The organism is Hyphomonas sp. (assembly GCF_036964145.1).
In the GTDB taxonomy this organism is placed as follows: Bacteria; Pseudomonadota; Alphaproteobacteria; order Caulobacterales; family Hyphomonadaceae; genus Hyphomonas.
This window is the reverse complement of record NZ_JBALUC010000003.1, coordinates 263122-282713: the sequence shown is the minus strand read 5'-3', so window position 1 is coordinate 282713 and position 19592 is coordinate 263122. Positions and strand designations below refer to the sequence as shown.

17 protein-coding genes and 1 tRNA gene are annotated in these 19592 nt (G+C 58.9%); 3 read left to right on the top strand and 15 right to left on the bottom strand.

Features of this window, described 5'->3' with window-relative positions:
• Positions 1–8 precede the first annotated feature (8 nt).
• From atpD to V7660_RS11160, 6 genes are all read right to left on the bottom strand, one after another.
• Positions 9–1433: a F0F1 ATP synthase subunit beta gene (atpD, locus tag V7660_RS11185; protein ID WP_335603127.1), complete on the bottom strand. Its 1425-nt coding sequence runs from the start codon at positions 1431–1433 to the stop codon at positions 9–11.
• 47 nt (positions 1434–1480) lie between these two features.
• On the bottom strand, positions 1481–2359 hold the full coding sequence (locus tag V7660_RS11180) for a F0F1 ATP synthase subunit gamma (protein WP_335603126.1): 879 nt from the start codon (positions 2357–2359) through the stop codon (positions 1481–1483).
• A 41-nt stretch (positions 2360–2400) separates the two neighbouring features.
• The gene (gene atpA, locus V7660_RS11175; protein ID WP_335603313.1) at positions 2401–3936 is read right to left on the bottom strand and encodes a F0F1 ATP synthase subunit alpha; all 1536 of its coding nucleotides are present in this window, start codon (positions 3934–3936) and stop codon (positions 2401–2403) included.
• An 8-nt stretch (positions 3937–3944) separates the two neighbouring features.
• Complete coding sequence (atpH, locus tag V7660_RS11170) at positions 3945–4505, bottom strand: ATP synthase F1 subunit delta (protein WP_335603125.1); 561 nt, start codon at positions 4503–4505, stop codon at positions 3945–3947.
• A gap of 178 nt (positions 4506–4683) precedes the next feature.
• Complete coding sequence (locus V7660_RS11165; protein WP_335603124.1) at positions 4684–6852, bottom strand: primosomal protein N'; 2169 nt, start codon at positions 6850–6852, stop codon at positions 4684–4686.
• A 66-nt stretch (positions 6853–6918) separates the two neighbouring features.
• The gene (locus tag V7660_RS11160; protein WP_335603123.1) at positions 6919–7893 is read right to left on the bottom strand and encodes a hypothetical protein; all 975 of its coding nucleotides are present in this window, start codon (positions 7891–7893) and stop codon (positions 6919–6921) included.
• 137 nt (positions 7894–8030) lie between these two features.
• On the opposite strand from V7660_RS11160, the gene V7660_RS11155 reads away from it, so the two are divergent.
• Both V7660_RS11155 and V7660_RS11150 read left to right on the top strand, forming a co-directional pair.
• Positions 8031–9011 (top strand): AAA family ATPase, encoded by a 981-nt coding sequence (locus V7660_RS11155; RefSeq protein WP_335603122.1) that lies wholly within the window; start codon positions 8031–8033, stop codon positions 9009–9011.
• Between the two features lie 12 nt (positions 9012–9023).
• Positions 9024–10361: a vWA domain-containing protein gene (locus V7660_RS11150; RefSeq protein ID WP_335603121.1), complete on the top strand. Its 1338-nt coding sequence runs from the start codon at positions 9024–9026 to the stop codon at positions 10359–10361.
• Between the two features lie 54 nt (positions 10362–10415).
• On the opposite strand, the gene V7660_RS11145 is transcribed toward V7660_RS11150, so the two are convergent.
• From V7660_RS11145 to V7660_RS11105, 9 genes are all read right to left on the bottom strand, one after another.
• The gene (locus V7660_RS11145; protein ID WP_335603120.1) at positions 10416–11819 is read right to left on the bottom strand and encodes a hypothetical protein; all 1404 of its coding nucleotides are present in this window, start codon (positions 11817–11819) and stop codon (positions 10416–10418) included.
• Positions 11820–12018: 199 nt separating this feature from the next.
• Entirely contained in the window at positions 12019–12618 is a 600-nt protein-coding gene (locus tag V7660_RS11140) for a TonB family protein (RefSeq protein ID WP_335603119.1), read from the bottom strand.
• A 231-nt stretch (positions 12619–12849) separates the two neighbouring features.
• Positions 12850–13476: an energy transducer TonB gene (locus V7660_RS11135; RefSeq protein ID WP_335603118.1), complete on the bottom strand. Its 627-nt coding sequence runs from the start codon at positions 13474–13476 to the stop codon at positions 12850–12852.
• A 12-nt stretch (positions 13477–13488) separates the two neighbouring features.
• Positions 13489–13908 (bottom strand): ExbD/TolR family protein, encoded by a 420-nt coding sequence (locus V7660_RS11130; protein ID WP_335603117.1) that lies wholly within the window; start codon positions 13906–13908, stop codon positions 13489–13491.
• Positions 13909–13919: 11 nt separating this feature from the next.
• On the bottom strand, positions 13920–14336 hold the full coding sequence (locus V7660_RS11125; protein ID WP_335603116.1) for an ExbD/TolR family protein: 417 nt from the start codon (positions 14334–14336) through the stop codon (positions 13920–13922).
• A complete protein-coding gene (locus V7660_RS11120; RefSeq protein WP_027838575.1) occupies positions 14336–14845 on the bottom strand; it encodes a MotA/TolQ/ExbB proton channel family protein in 510 nt (169 codons plus the stop codon). Before V7660_RS11120 ends, V7660_RS11125 begins: the two co-directional genes overlap by 1 nt.
• Positions 14846–14880: 35 nt before the next feature.
• Positions 14881–16278 (bottom strand): MotA/TolQ/ExbB proton channel family protein, encoded by a 1398-nt coding sequence (locus V7660_RS11115; RefSeq protein ID WP_335603115.1) that lies wholly within the window; start codon positions 16276–16278, stop codon positions 14881–14883.
• A gap of 34 nt (positions 16279–16312) precedes the next feature.
• Positions 16313–17080, bottom strand: a complete 768-nt coding sequence (locus V7660_RS11110; protein WP_335603114.1) for a DUF3450 domain-containing protein — start codon at positions 17078–17080, stop codon at positions 16313–16315.
• Positions 17081–17489: 409 nt separating this feature from the next.
• Positions 17490–17564: transfer RNA gene (locus tag V7660_RS11105), tRNA-Gln, on the bottom strand.
• A 203-nt stretch (positions 17565–17767) separates the two neighbouring features.
• Here V7660_RS11105 and sppA point away from each other — a divergent pair.
• Positions 17768–19540: a signal peptide peptidase SppA gene (gene sppA / locus V7660_RS11100; RefSeq protein WP_335603113.1), complete on the top strand. Its 1773-nt coding sequence runs from the start codon at positions 17768–17770 to the stop codon at positions 19538–19540.
• Positions 19541–19592 lie beyond the last annotated feature (52 nt).

Here is a 19592-nt window from a genome sequence, read left to right as displayed (position 1 = left end):
GTTATCGCTTAGGCGTCAGCCAGCATCTTTTCAGCTTTGGCTTTCGCCTCTTCGATGTTGCCGACCATGTAGAAGGACTGCTCTGGAAGGTGGTCATACTCACCCGCGATCAGGCCTTTGAACGCCTTGATCGTATCTTCCAGTTTCACCTGAACGCCTGGGGAGCCGGTGAAGACTTCAGCCACGTCGAAGGGCTGGGACAGATAGCGCTCGACCTTACGAGCGCGTGCCACGGCCAGTTTGTCTTCTTCGGACAGTTCGTCCATGCCTAGGATGGCGATGATGTCCTGCAGTTCCTTGTAGCGCTGCAGGATTTCCTGCACGCCGCGCGCGACGTTGTAGTGCTCTTCGCCGACAATCATCGGATCAAGGATACGGCTGGTGGAGTCCAGCGGGTCCACAGCGGGGTAGATGCCCTTTTCAGCGATCGAACGGTTCAGAACCGTCGTCGCATCAAGGTGGGCAAACGAGGTTGCTGGCGCCGGGTCAGTAAGGTCATCAGCTGGCACGTAGACAGCCTGAACCGAGGTGATCGACCCCTTGTTCGTGGAGGTAATGCGCTCCTGAAGGCCGCCCATGTCGGTTGCCAGCGTAGGCTGATAGCCCACAGCGGACGGGATACGACCGAGAAGTGCAGAGACCTCGGCGCCTGCCTGCGTGAAGCGGAAGATGTTGTCGACAAAGAACAGAACATCCTTGCCTTCCTCATCACGGAAGTATTCTGCCTGGGCCAGACCGGTGAGGGCGACACGGGCACGGGCGCCTGGAGGCTCGTTCATCTGACCGTAGACGAGCGCGATGCGGCTCTCGCCTTCAAGGTTGATAACCTTGGATTCGATCATCTCGTGGTAGAGATCGTTACCCTCACGGGTCCGCTCACCGACACCGGCGAACACGGAATAGCCGCCGAAGAGTTTCGCGATATTGTTGATGAGTTCCATGATCAGAACGGTCTTGCCAACGCCGGCACCGCCGAACAGGCCAATCTTGCCGCCCTTCACATACGGGCAAAGCAGGTCGACAACCTTGATGCCCGTGACGAGCACTTCGGATTCGGTCGACTGGTCGACGAAGTCAGGGGCATCCGCGTGGATCGGACGGCGCATTTCGGTATCAACGGCACCGCGTTCGTCGATCGGCTCGCCGATGACATTCATGATGCGGCCGAGCGTGGCCGGTCCAACCGGAACCATGATCGGCGCGCCGGTATCGGCGACGGCCTGACCGCGCACGAGCCCCTCGGAGGAGTCCATTGCGATGGTGCGGACCGTGTTCTGGCCGAGGTGCTGAGCAACCTCGAGCAGGAGGCGGTTGCCATTATTGTCGGTTTCAAGCGCGTTGAGGATGGCGGGCAGTTCGCCGTCGAATTCGACGTCGACAACAGCACCGATAACCTGGGACACGCGGCCTTTAGCGTTTGCGGGAGTGCTCATGCGGGTCGTCTCCTTTGGAGCGGGTATATGGATACAGTCTTGGCCATTTAGAGTGCCTCAGCACCGGAGATGATCTCGATCAGCTCCTTGGTGATCTGGGCCTGGCGGGCACGGTTGTATTGCAGCGACAGCGAGTCGATCATCTCGCCGGCATTGTTGGTGGCGTTGTCCATCGCGGTCATGCGGCTGGCTTGCTCGCCGGCGGCGCTTTCAAGGATCGCAGACAGGATCTGCGTGTTGATGTAGCGCGGCAAGAGCGTCTCGAGGATCGCCTCTTCCGATGGCTCGTAGATGTAGAGTGCATTGCCGAGATCGACCGTTTGCGCATCTGCGGGCGCAGACGCCGGGATCAATTGCTGGGCCGTTGGCAACTGGCTGAGGACGTTGACGAACTGGGAATAGACCAATGTGGCCACATCGAACTCGCCGTCTTCGAACTGGCGGGTCAGCATCTTGCCGATGCTGATGGCAGACTCGGAAAAGTCGCCGCCCTTCACGCCGGACAGGTCGATATGATCAATGAACATGTCACCATAGTCGCGGGACAGCTGTTCACGGCCCTTCTTGCCAACCGTAAGAATTTTCACGGTTTTGCCTTCGGCGCGCAGCTCACCAATCTTTTGTTTGGCAAGCTTCACGACGTAGGTGTTGAAACCGCCAGCAAGGCCACGTTCTGCCGTCAGGACGACGATCAGATGGGTCTTGTCTTCGCCGGTTCCGGTGAGGAGTTTCGGTCCGCCCGCGCCAGCCGAAGCTGAGAGGTTGGCCAGAACCGAGGCCATGCGTTCGGCATAGGGCCGCGCAGCTGTCGCGGCGTCTTGCGCGCGCTTCAGCTTCGCTGCCGCGACCATCTGCATGGCCTTCGTGATCTTCCGCGTGGATTTCACGCTGCTGATCCGGTTCTTGAGGTCCTTCAAGCTGGGCATGTCAGGCCTTCTGGTTCTTCGTTCTCAATCTGCAGGCGATATCAGGCGAATTTCGCCGTGAAATCGTCGAGGGTCTTCTTGATCTCAGCTTCGATATCGTCCGTGAGGGCTTTCTCCTCGCGGATTTTCTTCAGGAGATCAGCCTTGGCCCCGCGAATATGAGCGAGCAGCTCTTTCTCGTAGCGGGTGACTTCTTTCAGATCGACCTTGTCGAGATAGCCGCGCGTACCGGCATAGATCACGACAACCTGCTCTTCCATCAACAGCGGCGAGTATTGCGGCTGCTTCAGGAGTTCGGTCAGGCGGGCACCACGGTTCAGCAGGCGCTGGGTTGCGGCGTCGAGGTCGGAGCCGAATTTCGCAAAGGCGGCCATCTCGCGATACTGGGCGAGTTCACCCTTCATCGAGCCAGCGACTTTTTTCATGGCCTTGGTCTGAGCGGCGGAACCCACACGAGACACCGACAGGCCGACGTTCACAGCCGGGCGGATCCCTTGGTAGAACAGGTCCGTCTCAAGGAAGATCTGGCCATCTGTGATGGAGATCACGTTGGTCGGAATGTAGGCCGACACGTCGTTAGCCTGGGTTTCAATGATCGGCAGAGCCGTCAGGGAGCCGTTGCCAGCCGCATCGCCCATCTTGGCGGCGCGCTCAAGCAGGCGGCTGTGGAGGTAGAACACGTCACCCGGATAGGCTTCGCGGCCCGGTGGACGACGCAGCAGCAGGGACATCTGGCGATAGGCCACAGCTTGCTTGGACAGGTCATCATAGATGATCAGGGCGTGCATGCCGTTGTCGCGGAACCACTCGCCCATGGCGCAGCCGGTGAACGGCGCGAGGTACTGAAGCGGAGCTGGCTCGGAAGCCGTTGCGGACACGACGATCGTGTAGTCGAGGGCGCCGCGCTCTTCGAGCGTCTTGACGACCTGGGCCACCGTAGAGCGCTTCTGACCGATGGCGACGTAGACACAGAACAGCTTTTCGCTGTCGCTCTGGGCGGCGTCATTGGTCGGCTTCTGGTTCAGGATGGTGTCGATGCACACGGCGGTCTTGCCGGTCTGGCGGTCACCAATGACGAGCTCGCGCTGGCCGCGGCCAACCGGGATCATGGCGTCGATGGCCTTGATGCCTGTCATCATGGGCTCGTGAACGGATTTGCGCGGGATGATGCCCGGAGCCTTCACGTCCACGCGGGAGCGTCCAGCTACGTCCGTCAGCGGGCCTTTGCCGTCGATCGGCTCGCCCAGCGGGTTCACAACACGGCCAAGCAGGCCCTTGCCGACGGGAGCAGCAACGATCTCGTCGAGGCGCTTGACGGTGCCGCCTTCCTTGATCGAGCGGTCGTCGCCAAAGATCACGACGCCGACATTGTCGCTTTCAAGGTTGAGCGCCATGCCTTTGATGCCGCCGTCGAATTCAACCATCTCGCCAGCCTGTACGCTGTCGAGACCGTAGATGCGGGCGATACCGTCGCCAACTGACAGAACCTGACCGACATCGGAAACTTCAGCTTCTACGCCGAAGTTTTCGATCTGCGATTTCAGGATGCCCGAAATTTCTGCTGGTGAGATGTCCATCGAGCTACTCATGCTCCCTTCATGGCGGTGTTCATGCGATCCAGTTTGGCGGCAAGACTTGCGTCAACGAGCTGAGAGCCGATGCGCAGCTGAATGCCGCCGATCAGCGAGGGGTCAACCTCGCTGGACAATTCGACCTCGCCGCCAACGGCCTTGGCGAGGATTGATTCGATGCGCTGGCGCTCGGCGCCAGACATTTCCTTTGCGGTGCGGACAACTGCGCGCTTTACGCCGCGCTGTTTCGCATACAATTCGTCAAAGGCGACCTGGGCGCCCAGAATATCCTGGGAGCGGCCATTGCGGGCCATCACGCCCACGAAATTCGCGAGCAAGCCGGAAAAGCCCGCCTTCTTCATCACTTCAGACAGACCAGCGACTTTCTCATCCGCCGAAAAGGCTGGGGAGCTGAGCAGCGTCGTCAAATCCTTGGACTGCTGCGGCAGCTTTGCAAAAGCCTGAAAATCCTTGTGGACCTCGGCGAGCTCGCCCTTGTCCTGAGCAAGATCAAAGAGGGCGCTGGCATAGCGCCGAGCAGCTTCGCTCGCTTGTGTCACTTTAGATGCAGCCAAGGTTCCGTCATCCATGGTTGAGGCGGCCAAATCGACCGAAAATACAAAGCAAGGCGGCGCGCCCTGCGGCACGCGCCCATACAAACTGTGCGCCGCTTAGCATCAGTCTTTCAGCCTGACAACACAGCCAAAGAAGCTATCTATGCGGCGAAATGGCATTCACTGCAAAACCACAGGCTTACAGGAATGAGTAAGGATCGATGTCGACCGACATCCTTACCGCGTTTGGCAGCTTCAGTCGCGCTATCCATGTCGTCATATAAGCGGAAAGATCAATGTTCTTGGGTGATTTCACCAGGAATCGCCGCCTGTGACGTCCTCTCAATACGGCAATCGGGGCCGGCGCAGGCCCGAACACTTCGATCCCCTCGCCATTCGGTGCCTGCTGTATGATTTGCAGCGCGATCTCGTCCACGAGCTGGGCCGACGGCGCCGACAGAATCATCGCTGCAAGACGCCCGAAAGGCGGCAGGCCCAGCTCTGCGCGTACATCCCGCTCGATTTGCAGGAAGCCATCACGATTATTGTCCGCGAGCGCCATCATGGCGGGATTGTTCGGGGCATAGGTCTGCACCAGCGCCCTGCCGGGACGCTCGGCTCGCCCTGCCCGGCCAGCCACCTGGCTCAGCAATTGATAAGTCCGTTCCCCTGCACGCAGGTCACCGCCCTTCATGCCGCTATCGGCATCGACCACCCCCACAAGGGTGAGATTCGGGAAATTGTGGCCCTTGGCGACAATCTGAGTGCCGATCAGGACATCGATCTCGCCCTGCTCCATACGGTCAACGATGCCGCGAGTCGCCTCACCACCCTGGGCGGTATCCGAGGAGAAGATTTCGATTCGCGCGTCCGGCATCAGGGTCCTCACCTCTTCTGCCACGCGCTCGACCCCCGGCCCGACCCCCATCAGGGAATCAGCCGCGCCGCAATGCGGGCAGGTCTTGGGCTTGGGAATGGAATAGCCGGTCACATGGCAGACGAGCCGCCCTGTATAGCGGTGCTCGGTCAGCCAGTTCTCGGTGCCGGGCGTTTTCAGTCTTTCGCCGCAACTCTTGCAGATGACCAGAGGCGCATAGCCCCGCCGGTTCAGGAACAGGAGTGTCTGCTCCCCGGCCGCCAGCGTCTCCTGCATGGCGTGGATCAAATGCGGCGACAGCCAGTGATTGCGCTCGGGCGGTGCGCGGCGCAGATCGACAAGGTCCACATCCGGCAAGCGCGATGCGCCCGGACGCGCCGAGAGTTGCAGGCGCTGGTAGCGACCGGTCTCTGCGTTCACAATCGTTTCAAGCGCAGGCGTCGCGGAGGCCAGGACGACAATGGCGCCTTCAAGCTTCGCTCGCATCACCGCCATGTCGCGTGCGTGATAAGTCACGCCGTCTTCCTGCTTATAGCTGCCATCATGTTCTTCATCGATGATGATGAGCTTGAGGCTGTGGAATGGCAGGAAAAGCGCAGACCGGGCTCCGATCACGATCCGCGCGCGGCCATGAGCGACTTCGCGCCATGTCCGCCGGCGCTCCTTGTCAGACAGGCCGGAATGCCAGGGCGCAGGCTTGGCTCCGAAGCGCGCCTCGAAGCGCGAGAGAATGGCCTGGGTCAACGCGATTTCCGGCAGGAGGACAAGAATTTGTGCCTCCGGATCGGTACGCAGGGATTCCGCAATGGCCTCAAAATAGACCTCGGTCTTGCCCGAGCCGGTCACGCCATCGATCAGGAAGGTAGAGAAAGTGCGAGTGGACACGGCCTGCGTGAGCGCCTCGGCCGCCTCCGCCTGCTCTTCTGTAAGGGTCGCACCCGGCAGGTCGGGGGATGGGGTCTCAAACGGCAGATCCGTCGGCAGCGATTCGGCTCGCAACACGCCAGCGTCCGCGAGCCCCTTCACGACACCGGATGACACACCCGCCGCCTCGGCGAGCGTTGAGGCTGTCTGAGGGCCCAGCTCTTTCACCGCCTCGATAAGTTTCGTGCGGGCTTCCGTGATCCGCGGCGGGGCCACCCCGGTCAAATGGTAAACCGTTTCCGTCGGTGAGGGCGTCAGTCCGCCGCGTGATCGTAGCGCCATGCCGAGGACATGCCCCGGATGCGAGACCGTGTAGCGCGCAGCCCAGTGGATGAAGTCCCGCATGGCAGCGGTCATCGGCGGCGTCGGATAGACGTCAGAAACCTCCTTGAGCTTCCGGCCTTCAGCAGCGCTGTCCGGCAGCAACTCAAGCACGACACCCAGCCGTTCATACTTTCCAAGCGGCGCCGCAACATAGGAGCCTTTGCGCACATCAAGCCCTTCCGCCACCGCATAATCGAACGGTTCGGGCAGCGGCAGGGGAAAGAGAATCCGGGCGACGGGCATAGGCAAATCCCTAGCGCGTCGCCCCTAAAGTGTCGAACCCCTCAGGGCACCGGGCGCTCGCACTATTCAGTCTGCGGGTTGCAGCTGTGCGAAGGCGCTTTCGATCTCCTGAAGCAAATCTGCAGACGACGGGCCCGTCATGCCCTCATCATCCGCCACCTCCAGTGTCTTCACATCATAGGCCCACCGGCGCAGCAATTCGCGTTTCACCCGATCCGGACAGGACAAATCCATGAGCTCCTTGACCGAATGGAATGTGGTGGCTGGATCCAGCAGCGCTTCATCAAGATCAAAGTCGAGCGACTGGGTCGAGTGATAGAGCGTATCAAGATAGGTCTGACGCTCGAGATAGGCTTGCGCGGAGTCCCGGTCCGAAAACATCTTGCCGGAGACGTAGAACACACCGCTGCCATCATCCACGATCTGCGCCGATTGTTCGACATCCACTCCGACGGTCAGGACAGATGTATCAGGAACATAGCCATGGTCGGGCAAGCCAAGCAGGTGAACATCCTTCCCGGAATGCGCCTTCAGTATCTGCACAGCACGGCGTTCATCCCCTGTATTCCAGGTCCGCACCCAGAGAGCAAGGCCGCCATGCTCGATCTGATCGGCAACATATTCGCCATGTTCCTTGCCGATCAGACGCGCCAGAACGGTCCCGAGCGCCGCGCCGCCTCCCCCCCCTATGACCAGCCCCGCCAAGGCCGCCGCCAATGCGCCGCCGGAGGCCACAACCGGGATCATGCCAGCGAGCGCGCCGACATAGATCAATCCGCCGATCACGGCCCCTTCGGCAGCCCCGACATCCTCTTCTGCGACATAGGCAATCCGGGGCGCAGAAGTATCATCCTCGACTTCAGCGACTTTCCGGTAGGTATGGCCAAGCTTTTGCTCAACGCTTTCAGATGCGGCCAACAGGGAAATCTCGGCACGATCAAATCCGTGGCTCAGGAGGTCGTCGATGGCGACTTGCAACGCCTCTTCCGTCTCGAATACGCCAACGGCCTCCCGGACCAATGAAGGGGTCGTATCGCTCATCTCAATCTCCCATGTATTTGGCGCAGTCTAAGCCGGATAAGCGAGCAGGAATAACCCGTGACACTACGTAGACTCTCAGGTCCTACCCCAGCGAGACGTCTTGCCAGTCCCGACTCGCCGCCCTACCCCTTTTAGGGATGACCAAGACAATCCCTACCGGCTATGAGCCCATGACGTCGATCGAAGCGATTACGTCAGGCCTTGAATCCGTCGGCTATATCTCGACCCAGCAGATTTCGACCGCTGTTTTCCTGGCGCTTGGCCTGCGTAAACCGATCCTGATCGAAGGGCCTGCGGGCGTCGGCAAGACCGATCTCGCCGCCTCCCTGTCCCGCTGGCTCGACGTGCCGCTGTTACGCTTGCAGTGCTATGAAGGCCTCGATGAGGGCAAGACCCTCTACGAATGGAAGTACGGCAAGCAGTTGCTCTATACCCAGCTGTTGAAGGAAAAGCTGAACGAGGTAGTCGGTGACGAGAAATCACTCGAATCCTCACTCGCCAAGCTCGGTTCTTTCGAGGATTTGTTCTTCTCCGAGCAGTTCCTAGAAGCTCGCCCTCTGCTGACCGCCATGCGCCAGTCTGCCGGCAGCGTGCTTCTGGTCGACGAGATCGACAAGTCGGATGAGGAGTTTGAAGCCTTTCTGCTGGAAGTCCTGTCAGACTATCAGGTGACGGTGCCGGAGATCGGCACGATCAAGGCGAACGTGCCCCCTATTGTCATTCTGACCTCGAACAATGTGCGAGAGCTGGGCGATGCGCTGAAGCGACGCTGTCTCCATCTTCATATCGGCTTCCCGGACCATAAGCGCGAACAGCGCATCGTGCAGGCACGCGTAGAAGGCATTTCAGAAGACCTCCTGAACCAAATGGTTGGCTTTGTTCAGTCCGTGCGCGACATGGACATCAAGAAACGGCCCTCGATTGCCGAGACCGTTGATTGGGCCAAAACGCTCCTGCTGCTTCACGCGAATGCGCTCGACGAGGCCTTTGTGCGCGAGACGCTGAACGTCCTGCTGAAGCATGAGAGTGATATTGCGGCCGTGTCAGGAGATGTGCCGAAACTCGTGCGTGAAGCGACCAGCGGCAAGCCTGCCTATCCGGGGCAGATGGCACGCTGATCCGAGGCAGGCATGGACCGTCAGATCACCAGCTTTATCCGAGCCCTGCGCGCCTCAGACGTGCGGGTGTCAACCGGTGAAGCGCTGGATGCGGCCCGCGCGGTCTCGGTGACTGGCTATGCTGACCGCAATTTCCTGAAAGATGCCCTGCGCTGCACACTGGCGAAGTCGCCCGACGAAGTGGTGACATTCGACGAATTGTTCGAGACCTACTTTGCCAGGCGGGACATTCCCGGTGGAAAGAGCTCTGACACACATAGTGATCCCGGATCCGATGCCCCGTATACAGACATTGACCCCATCGAATTGATGGAATCCGGCGACGAAGCCGCCATCTCAGCTGCCTTGGAGCGCGCGGCCGACGCCGTCGATGCTGACGATATCCGCTTTTCGACCCAAGTCGCCTATTTTGCCCAGCAAATGGTCAAGCAGATGGGCGGCGAAAAGCTGCAGGAACGCCTGATGCAGGCTTTCCAGGAGCGCAGCGAGGAGGGCGAAGCGGAAGCCGAACGTCTGATCGAAATGCGCCGCGACCTGACCCTTCGCGCCCGTGACCGCGTGCAGCGCAGCTACGACATCTTCGGCAAGGGCGAGACTGAACAGTTTCGCAATGACTTTGCCGAGAACAAGAAACTGTCGGCGATTGAATTGAGCGACATGGCGCGCATGAAGGTGCTGGTCGCCCGGATCGCGAAGCGGCTGGCGGTGAAGCACTCACGACGCCGACGAAAGAAAAACCGCGGCCAGTTGGACGTCCGGCGCACCATGCGCGCAAATGCGGGTGTAGATGGCGTGCCGTTCAATGTGGTATGGCGCCAGAAAAGGCGCGAGCGTCCCAAGATCGTTGTGATCTGCGATGTCTCCGGATCGGTGGCGCGCTATGTTCGCTTCCTGCTTCTCCTGCTCTGGTCGATGAAGGACGTCGTGCCGGACATGCACGCCTTCGCCTTCTCCAACAAGCTTGTCGACGTTGACGGCATCCTGGAGGACAATCCTTTCGAGCACGCCATGGATATCATCCTGCGGGTGGCCGGCATGGGATCGACGGATTACGGCCAAGCCTGGTCCGATCTCAAGACCAATCATGAATCCCTGATTGATCGGCGCACCACGATCATCGTGCTTGGCGATGGCCGCTCCAACTATGACGATCCGAGAACAGATTTGTTCCGCGATTTTGCCGCCCGTGCAAAACGGACCATCTGGTTGAACCCCGAGCCCTTGGCCGCATGGGGCACGGGTGACAGCGAAATCCCGCGCTATCGCCCCTATTGCTCAAGCATGAGCCATGTCGCGACGCTCAAGGATCTTGAACGCGCCGTGGATGATGTGCTGAGCGCCTATTCGTGAATCAAAAAACCCCGGCACACTGGCCGGGGTTTTTCATTGGGTCTTTATCAGACGCTAGGACCGCTGTGCGCGACATTCCGGCGTGCTGTTGAACTTCTCCTGTGCAGCCTGCAGGCGCTCAGGCACCGTTTTGCAGCTTTCTGGCACATTGTCTTCACCGAGCACTTCAAGACGCTTACAGATCTTGGCTTCGTTCTCGACGTTGAGATAGGCGGACTGAACTTCGAAACAGACCAGCGCGTCGGCGGTGGCCTCCTCGGAGTCCATGAATTGCAGCCAGCTGCGACCGGCACGGTTGCCTGCCTGACGGAAAGCGTCACGTGCCCCGGAGCGATCATCACGCTCATAGCGAGACTGGCCGATCATGACATAAGCGGTCGCACGATCTTTCAGGCCGCCAGCTTTCAAAGCCTGCTGAAGGGCATCCTCGGTTTCTTCCCACTGCTGGAGGTCAGCATAGGAACGACCAAGACGCTCGAGCATCGGCCCGCCACCACCAGCGCTGGCAGCTTGCTTGATCACCGGAATGGCTTTCTCATGCTCGCGCGCAACCTGATAGAGGTTCGCCAGCAATTCGAGGTTCTTCAGGGACTTGCTGACCCGGCCGGCATTCATCTCTTTTTCGAGAATTTGGGCGGCGTGATAGGGCGCGTTGAACCGGTTGTAGAAGTTGACGACACGCATCAGCTCCTCTTCCTTCGTCAGAAGTCCGGCCAGATACATGGCCTTCTGAACTTCGAAGGCCTTGCGCTCTTCGTTCGCAGCAAAATAGTTCCCCGCAATGGCGTCCCAGTATTTGCGCTCAGTCGGGTTGCGGACCAGAACCTCTTCCAGAATGGAGGCGAGCTTCGCTTTGTCGTCGACCGAATTGTAAAGATAGATCAGCAGGTCATAGACTTCCTGCTTGTAATTGCTGCCATCGTCGCGCTTGACTTCTTCGGCCCATTTGATGGACGTCTTGAAGTCGTCAACGCGCTGATAAAGCACAGCCAGCTGCCACTTCTGCTGCCGGTCAGGCTTTCCGCCAGCCTGCTGCCACCTTTTCATGAACTCGAGCGCCTTCTCGACATTCTCATCCTGCAAGTGGATCTGGGCAATGTTGTAATAGGTCTGGGCAGCATCCTTTTCAGGGATATAGCCCTTCTCAAGCGCCGACATCAGGTCACGGACAGCGCCCTGGCGATCTCCGCGCTCAATGTTGATATAGGCTGACAGTTTCAGGACTGCGCCTTCTTCGTAGCAGTTCAGTTCCATCGACTTCAGCTGGCCGAGAGCCTGGGCTGCCGTGTTGAAATCCTTGTTCTGCATCGCAGCCTGTTCAGCCTTGAGATAGACTTCACCGGTCTTGGAGGAGAACTGCGTCTCTTCACATGCGGCCTGCGCCATAGCGGCACCGGCACCGAATGCTGCCATCATGCCGGCGAGAACGGCACCTTTCAGGGTAGCTTTAAATCCCATAATTCCTCTCCTGTCCGCAGGGACCGCGGGGTTCAGCTCTTTCAACCGGAATTGACCGGCTGGATCAAGGACTTCCGCGCGCTTTATAAGGCTTTTTCTGCGTGCGCCTCGCCCAAGTGTAAATCTGTTACGTTTCGTGCCGAATATGGGTGCAATGGGCACGGTGCGTCAACGATGTACTACAGAGTTTTAATGATTATCACTCCTCATTGAGGCGGAATTCAAGCGGGTAGCTCAAGCCGCGCGTTTCGATGGCACGCCCCTTGAGAATCCGAGGGAGGAATTCCGCTTTTTCTACCGCCCTGCGGGCCTCCGATTCGAAACCCGGCGGCGTGCACTCGGCCGAAACGTCGAATGGATTTCCACGCGCTGTAAGGTTAAATTTGACAAGGCACTCCCCTTCCATATTTCCCGCCGCCATCTGACGCGGATATGTAGGCATGGGCGGGCGAACCGGAACGGCTGTGCGGTCAATCATGGGACTCGCGCTCGTCATGATGGAGCCAAGGCTTCCAATCGGGGTCCGGCTAGGCACCTGGCCTATATTCATGATGGGAGGCAACCCAACCTCGCCCTTCGTCATTTGTACTTTGGGTATAGGCGGCGGAGTTATGACTTCGATCTGCTTAGGAGGCAAGCGATCAGGCAGGACTGGCTCGGATATCAAATCTGCGTCAAAAACGATGGCCCCCAATATACGCTGCGGAACGGTGTCGAGACGAATTTCCTCGACATGGATCAGAACATTCATGAGTGCAAAAAGCCCCGCCGTGATTGCCGCCGCAGGCAGCGCTGCCATGGCTAAGCGGCCGGGGTCTGATTTGAGGGAGATCGTTGGCGCTCTACCGCCGTCAACGAGTGGGATGCTTCCAAGCACTGAGTTTACACGCAATGGCATTTCTCGACCTCCCGTTTTGTTACTTTATATCATTACGCGCATGTCATGACAAGCTTCCTCTCGAATAACCTCCCAACAAAGAAAGGGCGCTCCGAGAAGCGCCCTTTTCAAATCTTGAGATCAAACCCGACCTTAGTCAGCCAGTTTGAATTCCAACGGATAGACCACGTTCCGACGCTCAGCCGCTTTGCCGCGAATGATCTTCGGTGCGAACTCCACCTTGCTGACAGCCCGCTCGGCTTCACGCTTGAAGACGCTGTCCGTGCAGGTCGCGGTGATATTGTACGGACGACCACGCGTATCCACGTCGAAGCGAACATCACAGCTCCCTTCCGTACCACGCTCTGCCGCGCGTTGCGGGTAGGACGGGGTGGGCGGACGGATCGGCTGGGCGTCACGATCAGAGATCGCAACGGGGTCGATCGCCAGGGAGTTCATGCGGCCAAGGTTCAGGTCTGTCGGCGCAGCGCCCTCAATACGAGGGGTTGGCAAATTGATCTGGGACTTGGTGGCCGAGACTTTTGGCGGAGGTGGCGGCTTCTGAGCAGAGTCGATCCGCTTGGGCTTGGAACGCTGGCGAACCCGCACATCCGTATCCTGCTGCTGCGGCGTGATTGCCGACAACACCCGTTGCTCGCTCTGATCAAGCTTCACTTCCTTCACGCTGATCAGGTAACTCATCAGCATGAACAGTGCGTACACGATCGGAATAGCGATACCGAGCGCAATCAGAAGACGAAGAAAAGGATTATTTAGCATATGACTTATCTCCTAATCTCTCTTCGCCGACACATCGATCACCGTGGCACCATCGATCTTGTTGATGGTCTCCATCAGGTCCACGAGGACCTCGGCTTCCGATGCTACATCGGCCTGAATGACAATCTTACCACGAGGATTGTCTTCACGCATCTGTTTCAGCGTAAAGGACACTTCCTCTGGAGCGACTTCCTTCTTGTCGATATAGATCTGGCTGTCAGCGTTGATCGCCACGAGAATGGCAAGCGGCTTTGCGATTGCCTTGTTGTCCACTTCAGGACGGACGATATCGACGCCCGGCTCCTTGATGAACTGTGCCGTGACAATGAAGAAGATGAGCAGGATGAAAACCACATCCAGCATCGGGGTGAGGTTCACATCGTCCTCAGCCCCTCCACCGCCGGCCATCGATTGGCGTTTTCTGCGTGCCATGCGGTGCTCCTCTACTCTGCCTGCGACAGGACAAGGTTAACCCCTGTCGTGTAGCCAGCGTTATAGGCGGCGTCCCGAATAAGGACGATTACGCCATTTCTCGACTTCGGATGAGCCTGGATAACCACCTGGCTTTCCGGATTCTCAGCCCGAACACGCTCAATGTTGGCGCGGACAGATCCGATGTCGGTCACGCGACCATTCACCGTGATCAGATTGGATTCATCAACATAGATCAGGATCGCGGGAACCTGTTGTTGCTGTTCCTGGTCCGGTGCCGGTGGAGGCGGCGGCTCGATGCCGATCGTCTCTTCCTGAGCGAAGGTCGAAGTCACGATAAAGAAGATGAGCAGAATGAAGACCACGTCCAACATGGGCGTGAGGTCAACATTCGCCTCTTCAGGTGCTCTGTGTGTACGTCCTCGCATCAGCTAATCTCCATCGCATCTTCAACCTGCTGGACCGAGCGGTTGACCCGGCGGTCCATGCCGGACGTGAAAAGAATGCCTGAGAGCGAGGCGACCATGCCTGCCATCGTGGGGATCGTGGCGCGGGACACACCGGCCGACATGGCCTTTGCATCCGCACCGCTGGTGATCGCCATGATGTCGAACACAGCGACCATACCGGTCACGGTGCCCAGCAGGCCGAGCAGTGGCGCAAGCGCCACCATTGCCTTGGTCAGCTGGACATTCTGTTCCGCTTTCATACGGACTTCGGATACCAGCTTGTCTTTTACCCAGTGCGCGAGTGTGGATTTCCGGTCGGAGCGCGAACGCCACTCCGCAATCGCATCGGCAGCGACCTGCTTATGTGCGAACCTGAAATAGAACACGCGTTCCAAAATCAGGCCCCACATGAAGAATGTTGCAAGCATAATGACCAGCAACACTGGACCGCCACGATCGAGGAAAGCCTGTAAGTCTGCAAAACCCATATCGGGTTACTCCTCGGGTGTACGAGGGGGATGGCTTACGCCATCGCCCCGCGCGTGGATTCCGCTTTCTCGGCGACCAGGCCAGCAGCCTGCTCGTCAAGCATCTGCTGGTTGCCGCGTGCCATTGCGGACACGACTGCATGGACCAGGAGAAGCGGGATAGCCGCCACGAGACCGAACACGGTCGTCATAAGGGCAACGGAGATACCACCGGCCATCAGCTTCGGATCGCCCGCACCGTAGATGGTGATCGACGTAAAGGTGATGATCATACCAATAACGGTACCGAGCAGGCCGAGCAGTGGTGCAACAGCAGCAAGCACTTTGATGATGTCGTTGAAACGCTCGATGCGTGGGCTCTCGCGAAGGATCTGTTCGTCCAGCTTGAGTTCCAGCGTCTCGATGTCGTTCTGCTTGTTCTGCTCATAGGCTTCGAACACGCGAGCCAGCGGGTTGCCGTCGCCAGCCTGACGGGTTTTCGCCGTCTTGCGCATGGCTCCGCCCATCGTGAAGAGCGTGAACATCTTGTAGAGACCGAGCAGCAGGCCAACAGCCAGCAGCGCCATGATGACAGCACCAACAGGACCGCCCTGCTTCAGGCGATCGCCGAATTCCGGCAGGTCGCCGAGAATGCCGAACAGGTTACCCTTGGATGGGTCGACCGGGGCGCGGACGATCTGGTCCGGACCGGCCTTGATCAGGCTGTTCATCGAAGACGCAAAGGCGCCGGAAGGCTGCTTTTCGAAGACCTGAAGGAAGGTCTCGCCATTGTCCTTCTTGCGGACTTCGACGAAGTCCGTGCCGTCGACGGTGGCGGCGGTGAACACGCCAACACGCATCAGTTCGGCTTCAGCGTTCGATGCGTCTGCACCAATGCCGTCGACCGTTGCCGTGAAGCTTTTCACTTCCGACTGGGCGATCATTTCCTGGATCATCGCTTTCGGAAGACGCTCAAGCTGAGCGCGGTTCGGAAGCGTACGGGCTTCAGCGATTTCGGCAATGCCTTCAACGCGGCCCTGATAATCAAAGTTTGCGAAGGAGTTCGCGATTTCCGGCATGGTCTCGCCGGCTGCCGAACGGAACTGACCAAGCAGCTCCTGGAAGTCACCAGCCTGTTCGGAAACCTGAGCTTCCAGATCGGCTAGGGTGGCCTCGTTGGCGTCGAACTGTGCGCTCAGTGCCCGGCCGCGAGCTTCTGCTGCAGCAAGGGCGCCGCGGGCATCAGACATCTTCTGGGACTGGGCAGCGGTGTCTGCCTGGAATTCACGCAGACGCTGCTGGTCTTCCGCAGACATCTGATTGGAGTCCTGACGCACTTTGGCGAGAACATCCTGGAGCGATTGAGCAGTGGCCGGAGCGGACACCGCGATTGAGCCGAGGCCGAGCAGCGTAGCTGCACCGAGAGCCTTCAGCGAGGAATTGAACTTCAACATCTATATTACCTCTTAATTCTCTGGTGCCTGCCGATTACTCGACGGAGAACTTCTGAACCGGAGCGAACAGAACGTCTTGCTGGGCTTTTGCCTGAGCAACGCGGATTGCCTTGTCGATATCAGCGACGTAGCCGCCCTTGATCGATTCCCACTCACCGGTGTTGCGGTTGTAGCGAGCGGCAGAGCCGTTTGGTGCAGCATAGACGAGTGCGACGCGGCCATACAGGAACATGTCGACCGTCGTCGGGTTACCGCCGATGGTGATCTCTTCCTGCCAGGTGCTGATCGTGCGGCCATATTCCATTTCAGCCTGATAGGCGTCCATGATCAGGCGATACTGTTCAGCTGGCGTGACGTTCGCGGTTTCCATGACAGCGTCGAGGCCATCGAGGCGAGCCTGACGCTCTTCCTGCTTGAAAGGAAGATCCGCGGCAACGAAGCCCTTGAGATCTTCGATCATGCCGAGAAGCATCGGAACCGTCTGAGCGGTGATGTCATCAATCGAGCCGAGCTGGCTGGTCAGGGACTCGATCTCTTCTTCCTGGCTCTGGACAACAAGCTCTTGCTGCTTGGCGTACAGATCAGCGGCGTCACGGCGCTGAAGCAGGGTACGGTATTCCCGCACCATATCGGTGCGTTGGTCGTCCAACTGGTTGATCTGCTCCTGAACCTGTTCAGCGCGCCGGGTGGCCTGCTCGCCGGTATTCAGTGCTTCGCGCAGCTGGGCCTGGGCCGGCATGGCCAAGCCCGCAATCAGCGCAGCGGCGAGAACGCCGCGAGCTGGTGACAGAAGTTTCTTCATGAGGTTTGCCTCTCACTCTCCAAACGGTCGCGCAGGAATTGCGCGTAAAAATCGACAGTCAGGCGCCCTGCTCATGAGGACGTCCCGGTTTCAATGCCATGACCACACACACAATTGGCCTGGTAGTATAAACGGAAGCCGAAAGGCGTAGAGACGCCCGACCTCTCCCCTGAGCTTTGGAGCGTGGGCCGCTCTCTGGTTATACCCTTTGCCACTCAGACGCCGGGTACGCAACGCCCTTACTTTTGATCCCTAACGCTAACAACCCTGAATTCCGGGATCAATAAGATGCTTTACGATTCAGTAAGGAAAATATCGGTCGCACGTCCATTGGCAACCGGCGTGATACAGTAACGATCGATTTTTGTCTCGCGTTGTCTTCCCGCATGGTCGGCGATCTGGAAGACGATGGCTGGGGTGCCAGGATTCGAACCTGGGAATGCCGATACCAAAAACCGGTGCCTTACCACTTGGCGACACCCCAATGAAGGCGCCGAGATAGCCACTCTTGCGGTTGCTGGCAACACCCGATCTCATCCTTTGCGGTGGATTTGTGCAGGGAATGGGACGATCCGCCAGATTTTCACACACGCTGATATGCTCACCTTTACATTTTATCGATAATCGGCAATATCGAAATACAGAAAGACACGACTCCCAGACCGTGTGCATGGAGACCGTTCATAAATGAAGACCTTTTTCCTCTCCATGGCCGGCGCCCTCGCCGCCATGTTCATTTTCATCTTCCTGATGTTTTCTTTTCTCATGCTGCTCATTGTTGGGGCATCAAGCTCAAAACCTGAGCGTCCGGACTCTGTTGTCCTTTCTCTGGACCTGAATACGGAGTTCTCGGATCAGGCCCCTACAGGCGGATTTGCCGCGCTGTCCGGCACGCCCGGCTTCATCGACTTGCTGACCAAGCTCAAGGCAGCCGAATCCGATGACCATGTGAAAGGCCTGTTCATCCGGGGCGCCTTTATCGGAACCGGCAGCGCCCGCGCAGAGGAATTGCGCCAGGCAATCCAGAGCTTCCGTGACCAGGGCAAGTTTGTCATTGCGCATTCACAGGGAACCCTCGGCGTTCGTGGCCCATCAGCCTATTGGTCGATTTCCGCCGCCGATGAAATCTGGATGCAGCCAGGCTCGGACCTGGTTGTCCCGGGACTGACGTTCGAGACAGAGTTCTTCAAGGGCCTGTTCGACAAGATCGATGTGACCCCGGAAATCTACCCGTTCTATGAATACAAGAACGCCCCGAACTCCTACAACAAGACCGGTTATACCGAGCCTCACAAGGAAGCCCTCGCAACGCTGGCGGACTCTGTCTGGACCACCGCCCTGGGTGACATGGCGGCAGACCGCGGGCTCAACGCCGAGGCTGTTCGCACCGCCCTTGAAAGCGGCCCTATCCCGGCTGAGAAGGCCATCTCGTTGAAGCTCCTCGACAAGACCGGGTATCCGGAAGAAGCCTCGGCGGCGGCTCTTGAACGCGCCGGCGATGACGCGGAACTTGTCGACCTCGCTTTCTATAGCGCGCCATCCCCAAGCCTGCGCGCACCGCAAATTGCGGTCGTCGGCGGTGAAGGCGCTGTTGTGACGGGTGGGGGCGAAGGCGACTCGCCCTTCTCATCCCCGCCTGGCTTTGCGTCGGACAATATTGCCCGCGCCATTCTCGACGCCGGCAAGAATGATAAGGTCAAGGCCATCATCTTCCGTGTCGACAGCCCCGGCGGCTCACCCGTTGCGGCCGACCAGATCTGGAACGCCATCGAACGTGTGCAGGCTGACGGCAAGCCGGTCATCGTATCCATGGGATCGCTCGCCGCGTCCGGCGGGTATTATGTCTCGGCCGGTGCCGACTATATCATGGCCAACCGCGCCACCATCACCGGCTCGATCGGCATCTATGGCGGCAAGTTCGCGGTGGAAGGCGGCCTGAACAAGCTCGGCATCACCTTTGACCGGGTAAGCGTGGGTGGTGAGTTCGCCGACGCCTATGGAGCCGACACGTTCACGGAAACGCAGGAAGCGGCGGTCAAGGACACGCTGAAGCGCGGCTATGACCGCTTCCTCGGCATCGTCGCAGACGGCCGTGGCATGACATATGACGAAGTGCACGAAATCGCGCGTGGCCGCATCTGGAGCGGTGAAGACGCGCTCGACGTGGGGCTGGTCGACGAGCTCGGCACATTCATTGACGCCATCGAGAAAGCCAAGGAACTGGCCGACATCGACGCCGATGTGACGCCGCGGCTGGTCTACTACCCGCATCGCCCAACAGGCCTTGAAGCCCTCGAAAACCTGTTCGGCGTGTCCGCCGAGGGCGCTGAAGCGGCCATCATGCTGAACCGCCTTGCCGGAGACCAGCACGTCCAGTCGCTTATGGAACAGCTGGCAGCCGTGGAGGCCGTGAATTCCGGCCAGACCCAAGCTGTCATCCCACGCTTCCGCGAGAGATAGTCTCGGTTGCCCTTTGGATTGATCGAGGCCCTCTGGAGACAGAGGGCCTTTT